Origin of the sequence: Ruegeria intermedia (assembly GCF_900129345.1) — a bacterium.
Taxonomy (GTDB): Bacteria; Pseudomonadota; Alphaproteobacteria; order Rhodobacterales; family Rhodobacteraceae; genus Ruegeria; species Ruegeria intermedia.
On the sequence record NZ_FQVK01000011.1, the window covers coordinates 72,327 to 93,879 of the forward strand.

Annotated in this window: 20 protein-coding genes; 3 read left to right on the forward strand and 17 right to left on the reverse strand. The window is 65.3% G+C overall.

The window, feature by feature from the left end:
• Positions 1 to 2 precede the first annotated feature (2 nt).
• The 4 genes from F3H26_RS09710 to F3H26_RS09725 all read right to left on the reverse strand — a co-directional run bounded on the left by F3H26_RS09710 (position 3) and on the right by F3H26_RS09725 (position 1,986).
• Positions 3 to 356, reverse strand: coding sequence for a DUF3302 domain-containing protein (locus F3H26_RS09710; RefSeq protein ID WP_149775862.1), 354 nt, complete (start codon positions 354 to 356; stop codon positions 3 to 5).
• A 34-nt stretch (positions 357 to 390) separates the two neighbouring features.
• Positions 391 to 960 (reverse strand): disulfide bond formation protein B, encoded by a 570-nt coding sequence (locus F3H26_RS09715; protein WP_149775863.1) that lies wholly within the window; start codon positions 958 to 960, stop codon positions 391 to 393.
• 9 nt (positions 961 to 969) lie between these two features.
• Positions 970 to 1,125 carry a DUF5993 family protein gene (locus F3H26_RS09720; protein ID WP_223162474.1) on the reverse strand — a complete coding sequence of 52 codons (156 nt, stop codon included), beginning with the start codon at positions 1,123 to 1,125 and terminating at the stop codon, positions 970 to 972.
• Positions 1,126 to 1,224: 99 nt separating this feature from the next.
• Positions 1,225 to 1,986, reverse strand: a complete 762-nt coding sequence (locus tag F3H26_RS09725; protein ID WP_149775865.1) for a DeoR/GlpR family DNA-binding transcription regulator — start codon at positions 1,984 to 1,986, stop codon at positions 1,225 to 1,227.
• Positions 1,987 to 2,212: 226 nt separating this feature from the next.
• Here F3H26_RS09725 and glpD point away from each other — a divergent pair, with 226 nt between their 5' ends.
• Complete coding sequence (gene glpD / locus F3H26_RS09730) at positions 2,213 to 3,808, forward strand: glycerol-3-phosphate dehydrogenase (protein WP_149775866.1); 1,596 nt, start codon at positions 2,213 to 2,215, stop codon at positions 3,806 to 3,808.
• A 70-nt stretch (positions 3,809 to 3,878) separates the two neighbouring features.
• Here the strand turns inward: glpD and F3H26_RS09735 are convergent, their stop codons facing one another.
• From F3H26_RS09735 to F3H26_RS09780, 10 genes are all read right to left on the reverse strand, one after another.
• Complete coding sequence (locus tag F3H26_RS09735) at positions 3,879 to 7,013, reverse strand: efflux RND transporter permease subunit (RefSeq protein WP_149775867.1); 3,135 nt, start codon at positions 7,011 to 7,013, stop codon at positions 3,879 to 3,881.
• A 3-nt stretch (positions 7,014 to 7,016) separates the two neighbouring features.
• Entirely contained in the window at positions 7,017 to 8,195 is a 1,179-nt protein-coding gene (locus F3H26_RS09740; protein ID WP_149775868.1) for an efflux RND transporter periplasmic adaptor subunit, read from the reverse strand.
• A 187-nt stretch (positions 8,196 to 8,382) separates the two neighbouring features.
• Complete coding sequence (metG, locus tag F3H26_RS09745; protein ID WP_149775869.1) at positions 8,383 to 10,101, reverse strand: methionine--tRNA ligase; 1,719 nt, start codon at positions 10,099 to 10,101, stop codon at positions 8,383 to 8,385.
• Positions 10,102 to 10,170: 69 nt separating this feature from the next.
• On the reverse strand, positions 10,171 to 11,394 hold the full coding sequence (locus F3H26_RS09750; protein ID WP_149775870.1) for an MFS transporter: 1,224 nt from the start codon (positions 11,392 to 11,394) through the stop codon (positions 10,171 to 10,173).
• Positions 11,395 to 11,468: 74 nt separating this feature from the next.
• Positions 11,469 to 12,065 (reverse strand): YceI family protein, encoded by a 597-nt coding sequence (locus F3H26_RS09755; protein WP_149775871.1) that lies wholly within the window; start codon positions 12,063 to 12,065, stop codon positions 11,469 to 11,471.
• Positions 12,062 to 13,276, reverse strand: a complete 1,215-nt coding sequence (locus F3H26_RS09760) for an MFS transporter (protein ID WP_149775872.1) — start codon at positions 13,274 to 13,276, stop codon at positions 12,062 to 12,064. The genes F3H26_RS09755 and F3H26_RS09760 overlap by 4 nt, the downstream gene beginning before the upstream one ends.
• Before the next feature lie 66 nt (positions 13,277 to 13,342).
• Positions 13,343 to 13,963 (reverse strand): ImuA family protein, encoded by a 621-nt coding sequence (locus F3H26_RS09765; RefSeq protein ID WP_149775873.1) that lies wholly within the window; start codon positions 13,961 to 13,963, stop codon positions 13,343 to 13,345.
• A gap of 51 nt (positions 13,964 to 14,014) precedes the next feature.
• Entirely contained in the window at positions 14,015 to 14,596 is a 582-nt protein-coding gene (locus F3H26_RS09770; RefSeq protein WP_149775874.1) for a retropepsin-like aspartic protease family protein, read from the reverse strand.
• A 42-nt stretch (positions 14,597 to 14,638) separates the two neighbouring features.
• Complete coding sequence (locus F3H26_RS09775) at positions 14,639 to 15,259, reverse strand: MarC family protein (RefSeq protein WP_149775875.1); 621 nt, start codon at positions 15,257 to 15,259, stop codon at positions 14,639 to 14,641.
• Positions 15,256 to 17,109 (reverse strand): ABC-F family ATP-binding cassette domain-containing protein, encoded by a 1,854-nt coding sequence (locus tag F3H26_RS09780; protein WP_149775876.1) that lies wholly within the window; start codon positions 17,107 to 17,109, stop codon positions 15,256 to 15,258. The genes F3H26_RS09775 and F3H26_RS09780 overlap by 4 nt, the downstream gene beginning before the upstream one ends.
• A gap of 142 nt (positions 17,110 to 17,251) precedes the next feature.
• Between F3H26_RS09780 and ndk the strand changes: the two genes are divergently transcribed.
• Positions 17,252 to 17,674, forward strand: a complete 423-nt coding sequence (gene ndk / locus F3H26_RS09785; RefSeq protein WP_040634798.1) for a nucleoside-diphosphate kinase — start codon at positions 17,252 to 17,254, stop codon at positions 17,672 to 17,674.
• 67 nt (positions 17,675 to 17,741) lie between these two features.
• On the opposite strand, the gene F3H26_RS09790 is transcribed toward ndk, so the two are convergent.
• Entirely contained in the window at positions 17,742 to 18,092 is a 351-nt protein-coding gene (locus F3H26_RS09790; RefSeq protein ID WP_149775877.1) for a TfoX/Sxy family protein, read from the reverse strand.
• Positions 18,093 to 18,190: 98 nt separating this feature from the next.
• On the opposite strand from F3H26_RS09790, the gene F3H26_RS09795 reads away from it, so the two are divergent.
• Positions 18,191 to 19,429 (forward strand): cytochrome P450, encoded by a 1,239-nt coding sequence (locus F3H26_RS09795; protein ID WP_149775878.1) that lies wholly within the window; start codon positions 18,191 to 18,193, stop codon positions 19,427 to 19,429.
• On the opposite strand, the gene F3H26_RS09800 is transcribed toward F3H26_RS09795, so the two are convergent.
• Positions 19,417 to 20,790 (reverse strand): sensor histidine kinase, encoded by a 1,374-nt coding sequence (locus F3H26_RS09800; RefSeq protein ID WP_149775879.1) that lies wholly within the window; start codon positions 20,788 to 20,790, stop codon positions 19,417 to 19,419. The genes F3H26_RS09795 and F3H26_RS09800 overlap by 13 nt on opposite strands.
• Positions 20,777 to 21,463, reverse strand: coding sequence for a response regulator transcription factor (locus F3H26_RS09805; RefSeq protein WP_149775880.1), 687 nt, complete (start codon positions 21,461 to 21,463; stop codon positions 20,777 to 20,779). Before F3H26_RS09805 ends, F3H26_RS09800 begins: the two co-directional genes overlap by 14 nt.
• Positions 21,464 to 21,553 lie beyond the last annotated feature (90 nt).

The following is a 21,553-nucleotide window of genomic DNA, read 5'->3' on the forward strand; positions in this document are numbered from 1 at the left end:
CTTCAGCTTTCCTTCGGCGCCACGGGCGCCCGGTACTCGTCCTTGACCTGTCCGCCAAGGCGTTCGATCTCCTTGCGGATCGCTTCTCGCTCGCCTTCGGGCAGGCGGCGGATATCGACGGTCATCCCGTCGTGATAGGCCCAGATGAAGGCATGGACCCAAGGGATCACGGCCAGGAAACCCATCCAGCCCATCATCTTGACCGCCTCGGCATGCGGGTGGTTCCGCTTGATCGCGATCCGGCCGGGCAGGCCCATGATGAACAGAAACAGCGCCATCACCGCCGCCAGCAACAGGATCAGCGCGACGAAAGTCAGATAGTCATAGAAGCCCAACGGTTGTCCCAGCAGTCCCATCTTCGCACCTCCTTCCGGGCCGGCGGCCCCATCGTCAGTTTCCCGGGGCCAGGTCGTCAATCAGTTTGTAGTCGGTGGGGGGGTCCGCGCAGACGCCCGGACCGCATTCCAACAGCGTCGAACCAGCGTTCAGAACCGCAAGACCCAGCATGACAAAGAACGCGACCTTCGCCAGCCTGTTGCCGCCAAAGCGCGGCTGGGCGCGGCGGTCGTCGACATATTGCCGGTCGAACATCAGCATGATCGCAGTGCCCAGGAGGATCAGGAAAAAGCAGATCGCGGCCCAGGTGTAGTAGTGCAGGCCCAGAACCGGAGACCCATAGTGCCCGGTTCCCGGCACGATATGCAGCAGGATCTGCCGGACCGAGACGCTGCCGCCATAGAGCGCCGCGATCAGCACCATCGCATAGTGCTGCGGCCGCGGCCCGTACAGCAGGTTCAGCCCCAGCCCGACGCCCACCGCCACGAAACCCACCCGTTGCAGCAGGCACAGCGGGCAGGGCAGTTCATACAGCGCCAGCTGATAGACATAGGCCAGCACCAGCACCAGGCTGACGGCCAGCATGCCGATGGCGTTCAACGTACGGGACAGGTCCGGTGTCATCGGCGTCTCCTACAGCTGAATGCTCAGTTGGCTGGTGGCGTGGTATTTCAGCCAATAGACGCTCAACGCCAGCGTGAAGAAGAACACGGCGGTGCCGATCCGGTGTCTTCCAAAGTAATTCAAGGCCATCACGGCCGCCAAAAGCGCAAACAAAAGTGCGATCATGGCCCGGTCCTCCCTTCCCGTGCGATGATGCAGTTCACGCGATAGTGGCAGGCGGTCGGCCATCTGGCAAGCTTTGCCGACGATGGCCGTGAATGGCCGTCAGCGGCAGATCACCAGACGGGTCTGCCATTCCCGGCAGCGGTCCGGCAGCGGCGCCGGGGGGGGGGTGTCGGTGTAGAAGGTGTCGATCTCGGCCAGCGAGGCGATGCGGGCAGGCGCCGAGCGCTGAAACTTGGACCCATCCGCCACCAGCCACACCCGCCGGGCCTGGGCGATGATCGTCTGGCTGACGCTGACCTCTTGAAAATCGAAATCCAGCAGATCGCCTTCGGCATCCAGGGCGGAACAGCCGATGATCGCGTGATCGAACTTGAACTGGCGGATCGTGTTCACGGTCAGATTTCCGATCAGACCGCCATCGGCGCGGCGCAGAATACCGCCGGCCACGACGATCTGGCAGTCGGGGTTCTCGACCAGGATGTTGGCGACGTTCATGTTGTTGGTGACCACCATCAGGTTCTTGTGGCCCAGCAACTGGCGCGCGACGGCCTCGGTCGAGGTTCCGATGTTCAGAAACACCGAGGCACCATCGGGGATATCGGCCGCGCAGCGCCGGGCAATGCGCGCCTTGGCCTCTTCGTTCAGGTCGCGCCGGTCCTCATAGCCGATATTGGTCACGCCCGACCGCAGCACCGCGCCACCATGCACCCGGTCCAGCTTGCCGGCCTCGGCCAGTTCGGTCAGATCGCGGCGGATGGTCTGGACCGTGACCCCGAAGCGCTCGGCCAGGTCATCAACCGAAACGCGCCCGTTCCGTTTGGCCAGTTCAAGGATGTCGGTTTGGCGAAAGGACAGCGACATGGGGGCTCCGATCCGAGTCTGTGTTCGTTTTTGGTCGTTTTTGCGTGATTTCGCAAGCCCGTATCGGAGCGCGACCCGTCCTGTTGCGCAGAAGACCAGCGAAACTTTGTATCACCAGTTGCTCGGCCGGTATCTGCGAAGAAGAAAAACGAACATAAACCTTGACCAAACGAACTTCGGTGGCGTTAATGCGCGCATCTCCCGGGCAATATGGAATCACGCTCAGATGGCACAGGACGACACCCCGATCACCGATCTTTTCATCATTGGCGGCGGCATCAATGGATGCGGCATCGCCCGCGATGCGGCGGGCCGCGGCCTGTCGGTGGCGCTGGCCGAAATGAACGACCTGGCATCGGCCACGTCTTCGGCCTCGACCAAGCTGTTCCACGGGGGGCTGCGATATCTGGAGTATTTCGAGTTCCGCCTGGTGCGCGAGGCGTTGATCGAGCGGGAAACCCTGCTGCGCGCCATGCCGCATATCAGTTGGCCGATGCGGTTCGTGCTGCCCTATCACCCCGACATGCGGTTCGACTCGGAAACCCCCACGTCGCGCCTGTTGCGGACCGTCATGCCGTGGATGAAGGGGCGCCGGCCCGCCTGGCTGATCCGCTTGGGTCTGTTCATGTATGACCACCTGGGCGGACGCAAGACCCTGCCCGGCACGACGTCGCTGAACCTGCGCGCCGCGCCCGAGGGGGCGCCGCTGCAGGACCGGTTCGAAACCGCCTATGAATACTCGGACTGCTGGGTCGAGGATTCCCGCCTGGTGGTTCTGAACGCCCGCGACGCCGAGGCGCGCGGGGCGCGGATCATGGTGCGCACCAAGGTCCTGTCGGCCGAGCGGGCCGAAGGCGTCTGGCGGATCACCGTGCAGGATTGCGACAGCGGCGCGACCCGCGAGATGCGCGCCCGGATGCTGATCAACGCGGGCGGGCCTTGGGTCGGCGACATCATCCGCACCAAGATCCGCTCGAATTCGCGCGAAGGCGTCCGGCTGGTGCGGGGCAGCCATATCGTGGTGCCGCGCCTGTATGACCATGACAAATGCTATTTCTTCCAGGGCGAGGACGGCCGCATCATCTTCGCCATCCCCTACGAGCAGGACTTCACCCTGATCGGCACCACCGACCAGGACCACCCCGATCCGTCGGAACCGCCCGTCTGCACCGAGGCCGAGCAGGACTATCTGTGCGCCTTCGCGTCGAAATACTTCAAGGAACCGGTCACGCGGGATCAGATCGTCTGGACCTATTCGGGGGTGCGGCCCCTGTATGACGACGGCGCGCAAAGCGCCACGGCAGCGACGCGGGACTATACGTTGAAGGTGGACGCCGAGGGCGGCGCGCCGGTTCTGAACATTTTCGGGGGCAAGATCACCACCTATCGCCGGCTGGCCGAAAGCGCGATGGACAAGGTCGCCGAGCATTTCCCGGACCTGCCCGGCCCCTGGACCGCGGGCGTTGCCCTGCCGGGCGGAGATTTCCCGGTGGATGGGGTGCAAGGCCTGATCGACGGCTTGATGGCCGAATACGGTTTTCTGACCCAAAGCTGGGCGCGTCGATTGGTGCGGGCCTATGGCACCGAGGCGCGGCTGATCCTGGGCGATGCAAAATCCGCCGCGGATCTGGGCGAAGATTTCGGGGCGACCCTGACCGAGCGCGAAGTGGTCTGGCTGATGGACAAGGAATATGCCCGCACCGCACAGGACGTGATCTGGCGGCGCAACAAGCTGGGACTGCGCCTGAGCGCCGATCAGGTCGCGCGGCTGGACGCGTGGATGCAGGCGCGCCGACAGGCGGAACCCGCGTCGGCGGGCTGATCACATTGTGGGTGCCAGAAAATAACACCCCGCATCAGCGGGGCGTTTGACTTTTTCCACCGTCGGGGGCTCAGGCCGTTTCCTGGGATGGCCCCGAGCCCTTGCTGCCCTTGATCCATTCCCGCAGCCCCTGCATCACGGCATAGAGAACCGGAACCACGATCACGCCGACCAGCGTAGCCGCCAACATGCCGCCGAACACGGCTACGCCAATGGCCTTCTGGCTGGCCGCACCGGCCCCGCTGGCCGCCAGCAGCGGCACGACGCCCAGCAGGAAGGACAGCGCCGTCATCATCACCGCCCGAAACCGCTGATGCGCGGCCTCGGCGGCGGCGTCCTTGATGGACAGACCCTTGGCGCGCTGCTCCATCGCGAATTCCACGATCAGAATGCCGTTTTTCGAGGCAAGCCCCACCAACATGATCATCCCGATCTGTGTGTAAAGGTTGATGTCACTGCCCACAATCGCCACCGCCGCGACCGCGCCGAACAAGGCCACGATCACCGACAGCAGGATCGAAACCGGCATGGTCCAGCTTTCGTATTGACCCACCAGGAACAGATAGCCGAACAGAACCGCCAGCCCCAGGATCACCACGACCAGCCCGCCCGAGGCAAGCTGCTGCTGCGCCGTACCGGTCCATTCGAAGGCATAGCCGGGGGGCAGGGCGGTGGCCGATTCCTCGGTCATCACGTTGATCGCGTCTCCGGTCGACAGGCCTTCGGCTGGCACCGCGGTTACCGTGGCCGAGCGGAACAGGTTGTGCCGCTTCAGCAATACCGGTCCCAGCACGTTTTCGACGTCGATCAGCGTGCCCAGGGGCACCATCTTGCCCTCGTTCGAGCGCACATACAGGTTCGAGATGTCCTCGACATTGTCGCGATACGACCCCTCGGCCTGGATCATTACACGATAGACACGGCCGAACAGGTTGAAGTCGTTGACATAGTACGAGCCCAACTGCGCCTGCATGGTTTGAAAGATCTCGGCCACCGAGACCTGCAGCGTCTTGGCCTTCTCGCGGTCCAGGTCCACGAACAGCTGCGGCACGTTGGCCCGGAAGGTCGTATAGGCGTGGCCGATTTCCGGCCTCTGGTTGGCGGCATAGACAAAGGACCCGACTGCCGAGGCCAGATCCTGCGGCGAGCCGCCCCCGGTCTGTTGCACCTCCATTTCGACACCGGCCGACATGCCCAAACCCTGGATCGGCGGCGGGTTGAAGGCCACGATCGAGGCGGCGGATTCGCCATTGGCGATGGCCAGCACCTTCTGCAGGATGGCGTCGGCGCTCAGGTCTTCATCCTGGCGGTCGTCCCAGTTGTCGAGGTTCACGAAGATCGCCGCGCCGTTGGTGATGGTGCCGTTGAGCAGCGAAAAACCGTTGATCAGCACGGTATTGGCCACGCCGGGGATCTGGCGGATCTGGTCGTCGACGCGCGTGGTCACGGCCTCGGTCCGTTCCAGGGTGGCCGCGTCGGGCAATTGGATGTCGACGAACAGGTAACCGTTGTCCTCGAGCGGCAGGAAGCCGCTGGAGGTGTTCGACATGATCGTGACCCCGCCAAAGCCGAACCCAGCGATGATGGCCAATGAAACTGCCGGGATGATCAGCAGCTTGCGCACGATGGCCACATAGCCCGCGCGCATCGAGCCGATGAACCCCTCGAACGCGGCCAGCAGCCCCTTGGGCGGGCCGGACCGCGCCCGCAGGACCATCCCGCACAAGGCCGGAGACAGCGTCAGCGCGTTGATGGACGAGATCACGACCGCGGTGGAAATGGTGACCGCGAACTGCGAATACAGCCGCCCCGAGATCCCGGGCATGAATGTTACGGGCACGAACACCGCCAGCAGGACAAGCGTGGTCGCGATGACGGGGCCGGTGATCTGGCCCATCGCCTTGCGCGTCGCCTCGGCGGGCGGCAGGCCTTCCTCGGCGATGATGCGTTCCACGTTCTCGACCACCACGATGGCGTCATCGACCACGATGCCGATGGCCAGCACCAGCGCGAACAGAGAGATCGTGTTCAGCGACATGCCGAACAGCAGCAGGAAGGCGAAAGTCCCGATCAGCGAAACCGGAATGGCCACCGCCGGAATGATCGTGGCCCGCCAACTGCCCAGAAACACGAACACGACCGAGATCACCAGGATGAAGGTCAGGATCAGGGTAGAAACCACGTCGTTCAGGGATTGTTCGACGAAATCGGTGGTATTGAACGGAATCGCGTATTCGACATCCGTCGGGAAGGCGCGCGACAGGCGCTCCAGTTCCGCCTCGACCCGTTCGGACACGGCCAGGGCGTTGGCGCCGGGTGCCTGATAGATGCCGATCACGGTGGCAGGCACGGCTTGGAAATACCCCGATGCGGCATAGTATTCCGCCCCCAGCTCGACGCGCGCGATGTCACGGACCCGCACGATGGATCCGGCGTCGCCGGTGCGGATCACGATGTCGCCGAATTCATTGGCCGACGTCAGGCGCCCCTTGGTCTTGATCGTGTATTGAAAGGTCTGGCCCTCGGGCACCGGCGGGGCGCCGATCGAGCCGGCCGACACCTCGATATTCTGCTCGCGAATGGCCGAGATCACGTCACCCGGCGTGATCGACAGGGCGGACATCTTGTCGGGATCCATCCAGATCCGCATCGCGTATTCCAGGTTGGTCAGAACGTCGGCCTTGCCCACGCCCTGCACCCGCGCCAGCGCATCCTTGAGGTTGATCGACGCGTAGTTCGACAGAAACACGCTGTCATAGGTGCCGTTGGGCGAGGTCAGCGTCACCAGCAGCAGCATGTTGGTCGAGGCCTTCTGGGTCACGACCCCCGATGCGGTAACCTCGGAGGGCAGCGACGACATGGCCTGCGCCACCCGGTTCTGGACGTTGACCGAGGCGATATCCGGGTCGGTGCCGACCTCGAAGGTGATGTTCAGTGAATAGGATCCGTTGTCCGACGAGGTGGAGGTCATGTAGATCATGTCGTCCACGCCGTTGACCTGCGCCTCGATCGGGGCGGCCACGGTGTTTTCCACGGTTTCGGCATTTGCGCCGGTATAGGTCGTGGATACGCTGACGACCGGAGGCGTGATGTCGGGAAACTGCGCCACCGGCAAGACCAGGTAACCGATGAGGCCCATGATCGTCAGGACCAGTGAAATGACGAAGGCCAGCTTGGGCCGGCTGATGAACAGGGCGGAAAACATCGGTTATTCCCCCGGCTGTTCTTCGGCGACGACCGCGTCGACGGCCACTCCGGGCCGCACGCGCTGCAGCCCCTCGACGATGACGCTTTCGCCTTCGCGCAGGCCCTCCTTCACGATCACGGCAGACCCCACGTTGTCGCCCGTGGTGATGTACCGTTGTTCGACCATCTGCTTGTCGTTCACGACCAGAACGAACTCGCCGCGCTGGTCGCGCTGCAGGGCGGCCTGTGGAATCAGAACTTCGAGCGTGGGTTCCAGCGCCTCGATCTGGACGTTGACGAAAGCGCCGTCGACGATGAGGCGGTCCTTGTTTTCAAACTCGGCCCGCAGGGTGATGGCGCCGGTCAAAGGGTCGATCCGGTTGTCGACGAACACGATCTTGCCGGTCTCGGGCAACTCGGTTCCGTTGGGCAGGGTCAGCTTGACCACCGGGCTCTTGTCGCTTTCGGCCAGGGTCGACGCGGTTTCGTTCACCGCTTGAAGAACCGAGGTGAACTGTTTCTCGTTCAACGAGAAAGTCACATAGATCGGAGCCTCGCTGACCAGGTTCACCAGCGGTTCGGTGTTGGGGCCGACGACATCGCCGACGCTGACGTTGATCCGGCCCAGCCGGCCGTCGAACGGTGCGTGGATCTTGGTATAGCTCAGGTCCAGTTCGGCCTGCCGGATCGCGGCCTGTGCCGCCTTGACCTCGGCCTCGGCCACCAATTCGTTGGCGCGTGCGATGTCGCGCTCGGATTCCGGCGTGGCATCGCGCCGGTACAGCTCTTCCTTTCGGGCCAGATCCACCTTGGCCAGTTCCAGATTGGCCTCGGCTCGGTCCAGATCGGCCTTCCGCGCCTCGAGCGTGGCCTGATAAAGGTCGGGCTCGATGGTGAACAGCAGGTCGCCTTTCTTGACTTCGGCGCCGTCTTCGACCTCGCGGCTCTCCAGGAAACCGCTTACGCGAGCGATGATGTCGACCTTGTTGATCGCCTCGGCGCGGCCGATGAAGGTGGCTTCCTCGGTGATCTCCTGCGTATAGGCCGCCGCGATCGAGACCTTGGGGGCCGGCGCGCTGGAATCTTCCTGCGCCGACGCCGGCTGCATCAGGCCAATTGCGAGGACGGCGGCAGCCAACCGTCCCGCGCGGCCGATGGCGCGGGGCAGAGGAGAGGGGCGCGGCGGGGAAACAGGGTTCATGACAATTGCCTCGTTCAATGCGGGCGCGCAGCCCGGACCTGCTGTCCGGATCCGAGGGACCAGACGGAATTCTTGGTCAGGATGGAGGCAAAGGGATTATTTCTCAAGCCTTTGATTGCGCAGGCTTGGTACGGGCAAAAAAAACGGGGGCCAGATGGCCCCCTGTTGTACCCGGTCGCTGCGCGGGTCAGGCGCGCGTTCCGGCAAAGCGTGTTTGCCAGTCTTCGCGCTGTTCGTCGGTGATCTTGGCGAACAGAACGTCCGGCACCGTGAACGCGTGTCCGGCGGGCAGGGCGCTCAGCGCGGCAGTCACGTCCTCGGGCCAGCTGGTGTCGAGCGTGTTCATCGCGCTCAGCATCCTGGCCGAGGTCTCGGGGATGAACGGGGCGCTCAGCACCGCGTAAAGCCGGATCAGGTTCAGGCCCAGCCGCACCTGCGCGGCGGCCTGTTCGGGGTCTTCCTTGAAGGTGGACCATGGGGCCGCAGCCTGCAGGTATTCGTTGCCCGCAACCCAGATCGCGCGCAGTTCCTGCGCCGATTTGCGGACCTCCATCGCCTCCATGTGGGACTCGTAGGCGCGGATGCGCTTGGTCAGCTCCTCGATCAGTGCCTGCTCGCGCTCGCCGTATGCGCCGCCGGCCGGAACCTCTTCGCCGAATTTCGAGCGGCAGAACTTGGTGATCCGGCTGACGAAATTACCCAGCACGTCGGCCAGGTCCTTGTTGACCGATTGCTGGAAGTTCTCCCAGGTGAATTCGCTGTCGCTGCTTTCGGGCGCGTGGCTCAGCAGCCACCAGCGCCAGTAGTCAGCCGGCAGGATGTCCAGCGCCTGATCCATGAAGACGCCACGGCCCTGGCTGGTCGAGAACTGGCCGCCGTCATAGTTGAGGTAGTTGAACGACTTGATGTAATCGACCAGCTTCCACGGCTCGCCCGAGCCCAGGATGGTGGCCGGGAAGGACAGGGTGTGGAAGGGCACGTTGTCCTTGCCCATGAATTGAACATAGCGCACGTCGTCGGCGCCCTTGTCGGTGCGCCACCAGCGTTCCCATTCCGCATCCGGCTTGCCGTGCGCGTCGGCCCATTCCTTGGCGCAGGCGATGTATTCGATCGGCGCGTCGAACCAGACGTAGAAGACCTTGCCTTCCATGCCGGGCCAGTCCTCATCGCCCTTCTTGACCGGAATGCCCCAGTCCAGGTCGCGGGTGATGCCGCGGTCCTGCAGGCCGTCGCCGTCATGCAGCCATTTCTTGGCGATCGAGGTGGTCAGCACCGGCCAGTCGGTCTTGCTGTCGATCCAGGCGTCCAACTGATCCTTCATCGCCGACTGGCGCAGATACAGGTGCTTGGTCTCGCGCACCTCAAGGTCGGTCGAGCCGGAAATGGCGCTGCGCGGGTCGATCAGGTCGGTCGGGTCCAGCTGCTTGGTGCAGTTCTCGCACTGGTCGCCGCGGGCCTTTTCATAGCCGCAGTTGGGGCAGGTGCCCTCGATATACCGGTCGGGCAGAAACCGCCCGTCGGCGTTGGAATAGACCTGCTTTTCAGTCACTTCGCGGATCAGCCCGGCCTCGGCCAGCTTGCCGGCGAAATGCTGTGTCAGCTTGTGGTTCTGCGGGCTGGAGGACCGCCCGAAATGATCGAAGCTGAGGCCAAAGCGTTTGGCGATGTCGGCCTGTACCTCGTGCATCTCGGCGCAGTATTCGGCCACAGGCTTGCCCGCCTTGGCCGCGGCCAGTTCGGCCGGGGTGCCGTGTTCGTCGGTGGCGCACAGGAACATGACCTCGTTGCCGCGGCCGCGCTGGTAGCGCGCGAACAGATCCGCCGGCAACTGCGAGCCGATCAGGTTTCCAAGGTGCTTGATCCCGTTGATGTAGGGAATTGCCGAGGTAATGAGAATCCGAGCCATGTTTGGTTTCCGCCTAACTGTCTGCGGGCGCTCTATCAAACCGGATCGGGAAATCCCAGCCCTTGTTTCCTAGCGCCCCTCGCGCGAACGCTTCAGCAGGCGGCCGATGGTGAAGGAGGTGCGCGGCGCGTAGACATAGTTCGTGCGGTCCTCGGGCGTCGGGCGCGAGCGCATCCGCGCCAGTCCAAAGACGATCAGGACCACGTGGCCCAGCGCCACGTAGGCGAACAGCGCGCCGGGGCCGAATTGCTCGATCAATGTCGAGGACACGAAGGGCGAGGCAATGGCCCCCAGCGCGTACCAGAACATCAGCGCGGCCGACAGTTCCACCCGTTGTTCGGTGGTGGCAAAGTCGTTGGCATGGGCGGACGAGATCGAAAAGATCGGGAAGGTGGTGATGCCGAACAGCCCGGCGGCCAGCATGACGCCCACGGTACCGGTCCCGCTGGCGGCCATGGTCACGCCGCAGCTGGCGACGGCGGCCACGGACATCCAGATCAGCACCCAGCGCCGGTCGTATTTGTCGGCCAGCCAGCCCACCGGGTATTGCGCCAGCGCGCCGCCCAGGACGAAGGCCGCCAGGAAGAAGGCGATCTGGTCGACGCCCAGCCCGACCTCTTGCCCATAGACCGGCCCGACCATGCGGAACGACGCCGAACTGAGCGCCGAGACGATCACCCCGGCCACCGCCAGAGGCGAGCACTGCCAGGCCAGGTTCGGACGCAGGCGCGGGGCCTCGGGCGTTTTTGGCTGGCTGGCGCGGGTCAGGGTCAGCGGCAGCAGCGACGCACAGCACAGGATGGCCAGCAGGTTGTACGAGACATACGAGGCCGGCGGCAGCACCGCGATGATCAGCTGCGCGCTGAGCGATGCGCCCATGTCCACGATCCGATAGGTGCCCATCGCCCGGCCGCGGGTTTCGTTGGTCACCTTGTCGTTCAGCCACGCCTCGATGACGGTATAGCACCCGGCCACGCACAGGCCCGAGGCGACCCGCATGGCCGCCCAGGCATAGGGGTCTTCGGTCAGCGTGTGGCCGATCAGCCCCATGGCCCCCAACGCGGTGCAGGCCGCGAAGGCGCGCGAATGACCAACGCTGCCCATCAGGCGCGGTGCCCACCAGCAGCCCACGAAGAACCCCAGGAAATGGGCCGAGCCCAACAGGCCGATCTGTTCGGTCGAGAACTCGAGCGTCAGGCCGGAAATGGCATCCAGCGGGCCGACGCCACCGGTGGAAAGCTGCAAAAGAACGACCGACAGGAAAAGGGCGGCGAAGGAAATGATCGTGCGCATGATGTCCCTGTTTGAGCCTATCTTTCCGCGATGCGCGCGCCTATTCGACGCGCCGATGTCGTTTTCCGCCCGCCTCAGGGTTTTCTTTCGATTTCCGCGCGAATATCCAGCCCGACCGTCGGTCCGACCAGGTCGGCATAGCCCGAAGCCCCGAAAACGTGGCGGTTCAGGGCGCCCGTCAGGTGGATGGACAGGCGGTCCAGCTCGTCCCGCGCCGAGCCGGGCGGTCGGTACAGCGCGGCCTGAAGGACGATCGGGCGGGTGACGCCGCGCAGGGTCAGGTCTCCGGTGATGGTGGCGCCGTCAGAGATGCGTCCACCCCGGCCCAGGCGGATGCGGGTCGAGCGGAACTGAATCGTTGGAAAACGGGCGGCGTCCAGAACCTCGGGGCCCAGCATCGGTTCGCGCGCGAAGGGCAGGCGGGTTTCGGCCCGCGCCACGTCCAGAACGACCGTGGCGCGGCTGTTCTGCAGGCGGCGCGTGTCCACCCATACATCCGCCGTCCGGATCGGCATGGTGCCGGTCTGCGGCGTGCCCGACAGCTGGAACGTGAAGGCGATCAGGGTTTTCGAGCGGGCAAGCGCGTAGGGAACGGGTGCCGCAAAGGCCGGGGCCGTGGCTACCAACGCCGCGAGGGCGGCCACCAGGTCTCGGCGGCGCAACCGGGTCATGCCACGGCCTTCTGCCGGCGCGGGCGGGACCGGTGCAGCAACGTCAGGATGATGGCGATGTTCAGCCCGTTCCAAAGAATGCCGTTCACGAAGGCCAGTGTGTACTGCCCGGTCACGTCATAGATCCAGCCCGACATCCAGCCGCCCAGCGCCATGCCCAGGATGGTCATCATCATCACGAACCCGACACGCGCGCCGGCCTCTTGCGGGGGCATGTATTCGCGCACGACCAACGCATAGCTGGGGACGATGCCGCCCTGCGCCAGACCGAACAACAGGCTGATGACATAAAGCGACACCATCCCGTCATAAGGCAGGAACAGGAACAGGGCGATGCATTGCAGGATCGACCCGATCAGCAACGTGTGAACGCCGCCCAACCTGTCGGCCACCAGCCCCGAGATGACCCGGCTGACCACACCGCCCATCAGCATGAGCGACAGCATCTCGGCCCCGACCGCCGGGCCATAGCCCAGCCCCACGCAGTACGAGACGATGTGCACCTGCGGCATCGACATGGCGATGCAGCAGCCGATTCCGGCGAGGCCCAGCACATATTGAAGACTCCGCGGTGACAGGCCGACGCTGCGCGCGTTGATCTGCGCGGCGGCTGCGGCGGTGCCATGCGCCTCGGCTGGGACCTGCCGGCGCAGAAGCAGCGACAGCGGGATGACCACGATCAGAGTGATGACCGCCAATGTCAGATAGACCTGCTGCCACCCGTCACGGGAGAGGATATCAGACAGGAGCGTGGGCCAGATCGCGCCGGACAGATAGTTTCCGCTGGCCACCAGCGCCACGGCGATCCCGCGTCGGCGCAGGAACCAGTGCGAGATGTCGGAGATCAGCGGGCCGAATCCGACGGCGGTGCCCAGACCCAGCAGCAGATGCGCCACCGACAGCATCGTGATCGTCGGCGCCCATGTCGCCAGCAGATAGCTGAGCGCGCTGAGGCCTGCGGCACCGATCAGCGCCTTGGTCACGCCCAACCGGTCCACCACCTGACCCAGCCACATGTTGCCAAGCGCAAAGCCGATCATGGCCAGCGTGTAGGGCATCGAGGCCTCGGCCCGGCTGGCGCCGAACTGGTTTTCGATCGCGGGCATCACCACGATCACCGCCCACATGCCCACATTGGCCACGGCCGCGATGGCCAGCGTGACCAGAAGGCGAAGCCAGGAATAGCGGCTGTCGTGGATCGGGTGGGTCATTCCGGCACGCTAGGGGGCGGGATGCGGTTTGACCAGTCACAACTTGCGTGATCCGGGGCCGGTCGGTCAGGCGCAGGTTTCCTCGGCGCCGATCCGTTGCAGGTGCAGCCCGGCGCGCGGCGCGGTCTGGGTGGCGTGCCAGCTGACCGGGGGCAGGGCGCGGGCGCGGCGGCGGGTCAGGGTCCAGCGGCGGGTCTGGCCCGTGTGCGCCGGGGCCATGTGCCAGCGCGTCTCGATCCCCTGCGCACCGCCGTCGCCCGGGGTCAGCAGCAGCCCCAGCGGGGCCTGACCCATCGTGCCCCCCTGTTCGGCGGCCAGATGCATCCGGCGCACCGGCGTCAGGCCCGGTGCCCCCGGCAGATCGCCGACCACCAGCGGCACCGCCCCGCTGCGCAGCGCCTCTTCGATGCACCACAACAGGTCCTCGGCCCGGGTGGGGCGGACGAACAGGAACCGGGCGGGATCGGCAAAGGGCATCATGCCGTCGGGGTTCAGCTGATCGGTCTCCCACGAGGGCGAGATCCACAGAACCGGCCCCTGTGCCTGACCGGCCAGCCACATGGCAAAGCTGCGCCGCGCGGGGCCGCAGGCCTCGTGCACGCGGGCCAGTTGCAGCGAAATCTCATCATGCAGGGTCAGCCCCGGCGCCGCGCGCGCCGGTTTGCGGCCAAGAAGATGCGTGGACATGGCCGAATGCTAGCATGTTCCTATTTTGTTCTCAACCCCGAAAGCCGCCGTTCAGCGTGACAGGATCATCCGGCCGTCGGCAAACTGGATGTTGGAAAAACGCTGCAGATAGTCCATGCCCAGCAGGGATCGGTCCATGTCGCCCTCGTTGACCCAGGCCGACACGTTGCGATCCGCGATCGGGCCCAGTTCGAGGCTGTCCAGACGCACTGGGGCGGTGCGCACCAGACCATTGGCCGTGGCCGCGCGGCCCACGAAATTCAGCGAGTCCGGGTCGATCCCCACGCGTTTCGCGTCACGGGGGCTGAGCACGATCTGGCTGGCGCCGGTATCCACCAGGAAGGTGACCGGTTTGCCGTTCACCAGCATCGGCAGATAGTAGTGCCCGTCAATCGACCGCGGAACCTCGATCACATCTCCGGCCACGGCCAGCTGCGGCGTGATGCCCACGGTCGAGCGGATGTCATCCCACAGGCCCACCACGGCAATGACGCCGATGAAGATGAAGACCCAGGCCATGACCATCTGCAAGGTCTTGCCCAGCGACTGGCGGTTCTGAGTGAAGAACCACAGCAGAAGCGCCCCGCCGAGCAGAGCCAGATAGGTCAGCCGTCCAAGATCATAACCATCCATCAGCACATCCAAAACCGTGTCCCGCCCTCGGAATATGGGGGGTCAGGCGGCAAAACCAAAGGCCTTGAGCCCATCCAGAATGAACTGTACCGACAGCGCCGCCAGCAACATGCCCAGCAACCGCGTCAGAACCGTCAGCCCGGTCTTGCCCAGAATGCGCGCGATCAGGCCGCCCGACAGGAAGAACGCCAGAACCACCGCCATCACCGCCAGCATGACGCCCACCGCCATGAGGGTGCCCTGAACGCCCGGATGCTGCCCGGCCAGCAGGATGATCGTGGCGATCGACCCCGGCCCGGCCACCAGCGGGATGGCCAGCGGGAACACCGACGGGTCGGGATGTTCTTCCTCTTCGGCCCGGTCTTCGCGCCGCTTGGTGCGCCGTTCGAACAGCATGTCGAGCGCGGTCAGGAACAGCAATGCGCCGCCCGCAACCTTGAAGGCCGGCATCGAGATGCCGACAAAGCCCAGCACGGCCTCGCCGAAGGCGGCAAAGGCGATCAACACCCCGGTCGCGGTCAGGCAGGTGCGATAAGCGATCTTGCGGCGCGTCGCCGGGCTCATGCCCTGCGTCAGTGCCACGAAGATCGGCGTGGTGCCAAACGGGTCGATCACCACGAACAGGGTGGTGAAAGCGGTGATGAAAAAGGCGGTGTCGATCATGCGGCGGCCTCGGCGTTTTCCAGCCGTTCGGCGGCGGCGAGCCACAGCGCCTCGGCGCGCTGCATGGCCTCGACCACCTCGGCAAACTTGCGGTTCCAGGTTTCCAGATCACCGACGCGGTCATCCTCGTACAAGGCCGGGTCGGACAGTTTGGCCGAGAGCTTTTCGTGCATCGCGGTCAATTTCTCCAGCCTTTCCTCGCATTTCCTCAGGTCGGCCCGCAACGCCAGGATGGTGTCGCGTGGGGCACGTTTGGGCTTGGCGGCGGGTTTTTCCCGGGCCGGTGGCTTGTCGCGCGCCAGAAGCATCTGGCGATAGGCTTCCAGGTCGCCGTCAAAGGGTTTGACCGTCCCGTCCGAGACCAGCCACAGCCGGTCGGCCACCAGCCCCAGCAGGTGCATGTCGTGGCTGACCAGAACCACCGCGCCGGAATAGGCGGTCAGCGCCTCGACCAGCGCCTCGCGGCTTTCGATGTCCAGATGGTTGGTCGGCTCGTCGAGGATCAGCATGTGCGGCGCGTCGATCGTCGCGATCAGCAGCGACAGGCGCGCCTTCTGGCCGCCCGACAGGCGGCCCACCTCGGTTTCGGCCTGATCCGCGCCCAACCCGAACCCGGCCAAGCGCGCGCGCAGTTGGGCCGGGGTCTCGGTCGGGCGCAGGCGCCGCAGGTGATCCAGCGGCGTTTCGTCCACATGCAGCTCGTCCACCTGATGCTGGGCGAAATACCCGATGCGCAGCTTGCTGCTGCGGGTCATCTTGCCCGCCATCAGCGGCAGCCGGTCCGACAGCAGCTTGGACAGGGTCGATTTGCCCTGACCGTTCTTCCCCAACAGCGCGATCCGGTCGTCCTGATCGATGCGCAGGTTCAGACGGCGCAGCACCGGCGTGTCGCCATAGCCGGTCACGCCGCCTTCGATCTGGATGATCGGCGGCGACAGTTCCTCGGGCTCGGGGAACGAGAAGGCGCGCAGGGCGGCCTCCTGCGGGGTCGAGATCAACTGGATGCGTTCGATCATCTTCAGCCGCGATTGCGCCTGAACGGCTTTGGAGGCCTTGTAGCGGAACCGGTCAACGAAGCTCTGCAGATGGGCGATGCGGGCCTTGGCCTTGGCGTTTTCGGCCTCGGCCTGGGCCAGACGTTCGGCGCGGCGTTCGGCGAACTTGTCATAGGGCACCGCGTAATAGGTCAGCTGGCGGTCTTCCAGATGCAGGATCGAGCCGACCGCCCGGTTCAGCAGGCCCCTGTCGTGGCTGATGACGATGACCGTATGCGGATATTTCGCCAGATAGCTTTCCAGCCACAGCGCGCCTTCGAGGTCCAGATAGTTGGTCGGTTCGTCCAGCAGCAGCAGGTCGGGCTGCGAGAACAGGACCGCCGCCAAGGCGACCCGCATCCGCCAACCGCCCGAGAAATCGGAACAGGGCCGCTGCTGATCGGCATCGTCAAAGCCCAGCCCCTTGAGGATCGTGGCCGCGCGGGCCTCGGCCGACCAGGCGTCGATATCGGCCAGCCGGGTCTGGATCTCGGCGATCCGGTCGGGGTCGGTGGCCTGCTGCGCCTCGGCCATCAGGGTGGTCCGTTCGGTATCGGCGGCCAGAACCGTGTCTATCAGCGACACGTTCGACGAGGGCACCTCTTGCGACACACCGCCGATGCGGGCGCGGCGGGGCAGGGTGATGCTGCCCGATTCCAGCGCCAGTTCGCCCCGGATCAGGCGGAACAGAGTGGTCTTGCCGGTGCCGTTGCGACCGACCAGACCCACCTTGTGGCCGTCGGGAATGGTGGCGCTGGCGCCCTCGAACAGGGGGCGGCCCTCGACCGCGTAGGTGATGTTCTCGATCCGTAGCATGGATGCGGTGTGGCGCAGGGCGGGGGCGGTGTCAATCGCGACCGCAACAAGAGGCTTTCCAACCGCCGCGGTCCATGTTAGGCGGCGCGCGGTATATTCCGGCGCGGAGCGGTTCGCGCCGTCAGATTAAGGAGACGCCGACATGGCACTGGAACGCACTTTCTCGATCATCAAGCCCGACGCAACCCGCCGCAACCTGACCGGCAAGATCAACGCCAAGCTGGAAGAAGCCGGCCTGCGCATCATCGCGCAGAAGCGGATCAAGATGACCAAGGAACAGGCCGGCAAGTTCTACGAAGTCCACAAGGACCGTCCGTTCTATGACGAGCTGTGCGAATTCATGTCGTCGGCTCCGGTCGTGGTGCAGGTTCTGGAAGGCGAAAACGCCATCGCCAAGAACCGCGAAGTCATGGGCGCCACCAACCCGGCAGACGCAGCCCCCGGCACCATCCGCGCCGAGTTCGCGGAATCGGTCGGTGAAAACTCGGTCCACGGGTCGGATGCACCCGAAACCGCTGCGGTCGAGATCGCCTATTTCTTCTCGGGCACCGAACTGGTCGGCTAAGCCGCCCGTCGTTTGACATCGAAAAGGGTCGCGCCCGTTGCCGGGTGCGGCCCTTCTTCGTGCCGCGTCAGCCCTCGGGCGTGAGGTCGGCGGCCGAGACGCGCACGCCGACGGCGTCCAGTTCGGCGACCAGTTTCGAGACGGGTGCCTGACGCGCGCCGGCCTTGATCCGGTCGAACCGCGCGCGCAGGGCCTTTTTCTCGTCGCCCTTGCAGTCGTTCCACGGGCGGCCCTGCAAACCCATGACCAGAACGTAATAGCCGATGAAATGCGGGCGGGTTCCGGCCTGAATCAGCCTTGCATAGGCCGCGTCGGCGCCCAGTTCGCGCAGCTCCTCGGCCGAATGGATGCCGGCGCGGGCGCAGGCCTGCTCGAAGGCGGGGCCGAGATTGCGGATCGAGGAGACGGGGCTGGGCATGGGGTCTGTCTAGCGGCGCTCGGCGGCGATGTCACGCTTGTCCGAGGTCTCGGCCTGAGTTACCCAATGCAAGGGCGCATACGGCAGGGGAGGACGGTATGAACGCATTGGATGTGGCGCAGGCGGCGCGGGCGCTTGGTCTGACCGACCCGCCCGAGGGGTTCGTCGAGAACCCGTTTCCGTTCTACGACGCGCTGCTGGCCCATGCGCCGGTTCTGCCGCAGCCGGACGGCTCGGTTCTGCTGAGCCGCCACCGGGATCTGGACCGCATCTATCGCGACACAAGGCTGTATTCGTCGGACAAGAAGGCCGCCTTTGGCCCGAAATTCGGCGTCGGCTCTCCGCTGTTCGAACATCACACGACCTCGCTGGTGTTTTCCGATCCGCCGCTGCACACGCGGGTGCGCAAGATCATGACCTCGGCCCTGACCCCGCGGGCGATCGCCCGGATGGAGCCGGGGCTGATCGAGACGGTGGATCACCTTCTGGATGCGATGGCGGACAAGCCCCGCGTCGATCTGATCGAGGATTTCGCCTCGACCATCCCGATCCAGATCATCGGAAACCTGCTGGACGTTCCGATGGACGAGCGCGGGCCGCTGCGCGACTGGTCGCTGGCCATTCTGGGCGCGCTCGAGCCGGCGCTGACCGAGGAGCAGCTGGCGCAGGGCCATGCGGCGGTCGCGGAATTCAAGGCCTATCTGACCGATCTGGTGGCGCGGCGGCGGGCGGCGCCGGGCGATCCCGAGACCGACGTGCTGACCCGGCTGATCCGAGGCGAGGGGGCGGACGAAAAACTCAGCGAAACCGAGCTTTTGCAGAACTGCATCTTCATCCTTAATGCGGGGCACGAGACCACGACGAACCTGATCGGCAACGGGCTGGCGCTGCTGAATGACCACCCGGACCAGAAACAACGCCTGCTGGACGACCCCAAGCTGATCGCCCCGGCGGTCGAGGAGATCCTGCGCTTTCGCTCGCCCAACCAGTTCGGCAACCGCGAGACCACCGCGGACATCGAACTGGACGGGCTGGCGATCCCGGCGGGCACCAACCTGCACCTGTGCATCGGCGCGGCGAACCGCGACCCCGAGGTGTTCGATGACCCGACGCGGTTCGATATCACCCGCAAGCCGAACCGGCACCTGGCCTTTGCCGGTGGGCCGCATGTCTGCGTGGGGCTGACGCTGGCGCGGATGGAGGGGCGCATCGCCATCGGGCGGCTGCTGGCGCGGTTCCCCGGCTACCGCCTGTTGGACGGGCGTGTGCGAGGCGGGCGGATCCGGTTCCGCGGCTACGCCAGCCTGCCGGCGGTGCTGGACGGTCAGGCGGGCTGACGGGCCAGGCGCAAGGTGGTCTCCAGGCCCGGGTTGCGGTTGCGCGCCAGAAAGCTTCCGTGATGCATCCGGGCAATTGCCGCAACCAGCGCCAAGCCCAGCCCGGCGCCGCGTTCGGATCGCGCCGGGTCGAGCGTGACGAACGGCAGCGCAAGGCGCGGCAGGTCCTCTTCGGGCACGCCGGGTCCCTGGTCGCGGACGCCCAGTTCGGCAAAGGGGCCATCGTCGCGCAGGGTGATGGTGATCGCACTGCCCTCGGGGGCATAGCGCAGAGCGTTTTCCAGAAGGTTCGACAGCGCCTGGGACAGCAATGGCCTGTGGCCCGGGATGGGACTGGCGCTGCCTTCGATCTCAAGCCGGATGCCGAGGTCCGCCGCGACGGGTTCGTACAGTTCGACCGCGTCACCGACCAGTTGCCGCAGGTCGACCTGCTCGAACTGTTCGCGGCCCAGCCCGGCCTCGGCCCGCGAAATCTCGGTCAGTTGCGCCAGGACCCGAAGAATATGGTCGATCTCGGCCGTGGCGCGGGCGGTATCGGCCTCGCGTTCGCTGTCGTTTCGGTGGCTGTCGCCCAGCGCCTCGACCCGCTGCCGGAGCCGCGACAGCGGCGACCGCAGATCATGGGCGATGGAGTTGGACGTGGTCCGCAGGTTGTTCACCAGATCTTCGATCCGGTCCAGCATGGTGTTGAGCGTGGCCGAAACCTGATCAAACTCGTCGCCGGTGCCGCGCTGAGGCATTCTCTGCGTCAGGTCGCCCGACATGATGGAATCGGCCGTATCGGCGATGTCCCGCAGCCGGGAAAAGACCAGCCGGGTCAGCAGCCAGCCTGTCAGGATGCTCAGCGCCAGGGCGGCCCCCAGCGCCAACGCGACCGAATGGAACAGAACCCTGTCGAACTGTTGCCGGGCCAGCGCATCGCGCCCCACCAGCAGGCGCTCGCCGCCGCGCAGGCGGATGGATGCGGCCGAGACCGGAACCATCTCATTCGTCTCGGTTTTTCGCAACTCCAGCTCGGTCCAGCCGCTGCCCGGCGTCACACCCTCGGGCCAACGGGCAAGATTGCCCGCAAGGACATTGCCGAACCGGTCGGTCAGCAGATACAGCGCATCGCGTTCGGAGGCCGAGGGCAGGCGGCGCTCGATGGCCGTCATCAGTCCGATCAGGCCGCGCCGTTCGTATTCGTCGGCCAGCCCGGTCAGCTCTGCCGAAACGACCGAGCGGGTCTCGCCGTTGATCGACCGGGTCGCGGTGACATAGACCAGCGCCAGCACCGTCGCGGTCAGCAGCGCGCTGAGCACCATGCTGAGCAGCACCAGCCGGGTGCGGGAATTGTGGAGCGAAAATCTAAGCCGTGCCATCGGACATCATGTACCCCGCGCCGCGCACGGTTTCGATCAGGGGTGCCTCGCCGGGTTCGTCCAGCTGTTTGCGCAGTTTCGAGATATGCACGTCGACGACGTTGGTGTTGGGGTCGAAATGATAGTCCCAGACGCCTTCCAGCAGCATCGTGCGCGACACCACCCGGTTCTTGCGCCGCAGGAAGAATTCAAGGATCTGAAATTCGCGCGGGGTCAGGGTGATCTCGCGCCCGTTGCGGGTCACCTTGCGGGTCAGCAGGTTCATCTCGAGGTCGCGGCACCTGAGGGTCGGGGTCTCTTCGGATTCCTGCGGGCGGCGCAGCAGTGCTTCGATCCGGGCATGGAGTTCCTGGAACGAGAACGGCTTGACCAGATAGTCGTCGGCGCCGGCGCGCAGGCCCTTGACCCGCTCGTCCACCGCGCTCATGGCGGTCAGCATCAGAACCGGGGTCTTGATCCCGGCCGCACGCAGCGATTTCACCAGCGCCAGCCCGTCCAGTTCGGGCAGCATCCGGTCCAGAACGATGGCGTCGAACCCGCCATCGGTTGCGTGGTACAGCCCGTCACGCCCGTTGGCGGCGGTTTCGATCGCATAGCCTTCCTCGGCGAACCCCTTGGCGATGAAATCCCGCGTGTCCTCGTCGTCTTCAACGATCAACAAACGTCTGCTCATGGTCGGATATCCTTTTGGTCGGGATATAAGCATGTGGGGCCGTCAAAGAATACTGCCGGGCGCGGAAATCGCACCCGGCAGCCCCGTCGC

Coding starts and splice junctions, on each gene's coding strand:
- F3H26_RS09800 (WP_149775879.1), bottom strand. CDS start 20,790: ATGGCACGGCTTAGATTTTCGCTCCACAATTCCCGCACCCGGCTGGTG.
- F3H26_RS09760 (WP_149775872.1), bottom strand. CDS start 13,276: ATGACCCACCCGATCCACGACAGCCGCTATTCCTGGCTTCGCCTTCTG.
- F3H26_RS09750 (WP_149775870.1), bottom strand. CDS start 11,394: ATGCGCACGATCATTTCCTTCGCCGCCCTTTTCCTGTCGGTCGTTCTT.
- F3H26_RS09715 (WP_149775863.1), bottom strand. CDS start 960: ATGACACCGGACCTGTCCCGTACGTTGAACGCCATCGGCATGCTGGCC.
- F3H26_RS09740 (WP_149775868.1), bottom strand. CDS start 8,195: ATGAACCCTGTTTCCCCGCCGCGCCCCTCTCCTCTGCCCCGCGCCATC.
- F3H26_RS09735 (WP_149775867.1), bottom strand. CDS start 7,013: ATGTTTTCCGCCCTGTTCATCAGCCGGCCCAAGCTGGCCTTCGTCATT.
- glpD (WP_149775866.1), top strand. CDS start 2,213: ATGGCACAGGACGACACCCCGATCACCGATCTTTTCATCATTGGCGGC.
- F3H26_RS09755 (WP_149775871.1), bottom strand. CDS start 12,065: ATGACCCGGTTGCGCCGCCGAGACCTGGTGGCCGCCCTCGCGGCGTTG.
- F3H26_RS09725 (WP_149775865.1), bottom strand. CDS start 1,986: ATGTCGCTGTCCTTTCGCCAAACCGACATCCTTGAACTGGCCAAACGG.
- ndk (WP_040634798.1), top strand. CDS start 17,252: ATGGCACTGGAACGCACTTTCTCGATCATCAAGCCCGACGCAACCCGC.
- F3H26_RS09710 (WP_149775862.1), bottom strand. CDS start 356: ATGGGACTGCTGGGACAACCGTTGGGCTTCTATGACTATCTGACTTTC.
- F3H26_RS09795 (WP_149775878.1), top strand. CDS start 18,191: ATGAACGCATTGGATGTGGCGCAGGCGGCGCGGGCGCTTGGTCTGACC.
- metG (WP_149775869.1), bottom strand. CDS start 10,101: ATGGCTCGGATTCTCATTACCTCGGCAATTCCCTACATCAACGGGATC.
- F3H26_RS09770 (WP_149775874.1), bottom strand. CDS start 14,596: ATGGATGGTTATGATCTTGGACGGCTGACCTATCTGGCTCTGCTCGGC.
- F3H26_RS09775 (WP_149775875.1), bottom strand. CDS start 15,259: ATGATCGACACCGCCTTTTTCATCACCGCTTTCACCACCCTGTTCGTG.
- F3H26_RS09720 (WP_223162474.1), bottom strand. CDS start 1,125: ATGATCGCACTTTTGTTTGCGCTTTTGGCGGCCGTGATGGCCTTGAAT.
- F3H26_RS09790 (WP_149775877.1), bottom strand. CDS start 18,092: ATGCCCAGCCCCGTCTCCTCGATCCGCAATCTCGGCCCCGCCTTCGAG.
- F3H26_RS09765 (WP_149775873.1), bottom strand. CDS start 13,963: ATGTCCACGCATCTTCTTGGCCGCAAACCGGCGCGCGCGGCGCCGGGG.
- F3H26_RS09780 (WP_149775876.1), bottom strand. CDS start 17,109: ATGCTACGGATCGAGAACATCACCTACGCGGTCGAGGGCCGCCCCCTG.
- F3H26_RS09805 (WP_149775880.1), bottom strand. CDS start 21,463: ATGAGCAGACGTTTGTTGATCGTTGAAGACGACGAGGACACGCGGGAT.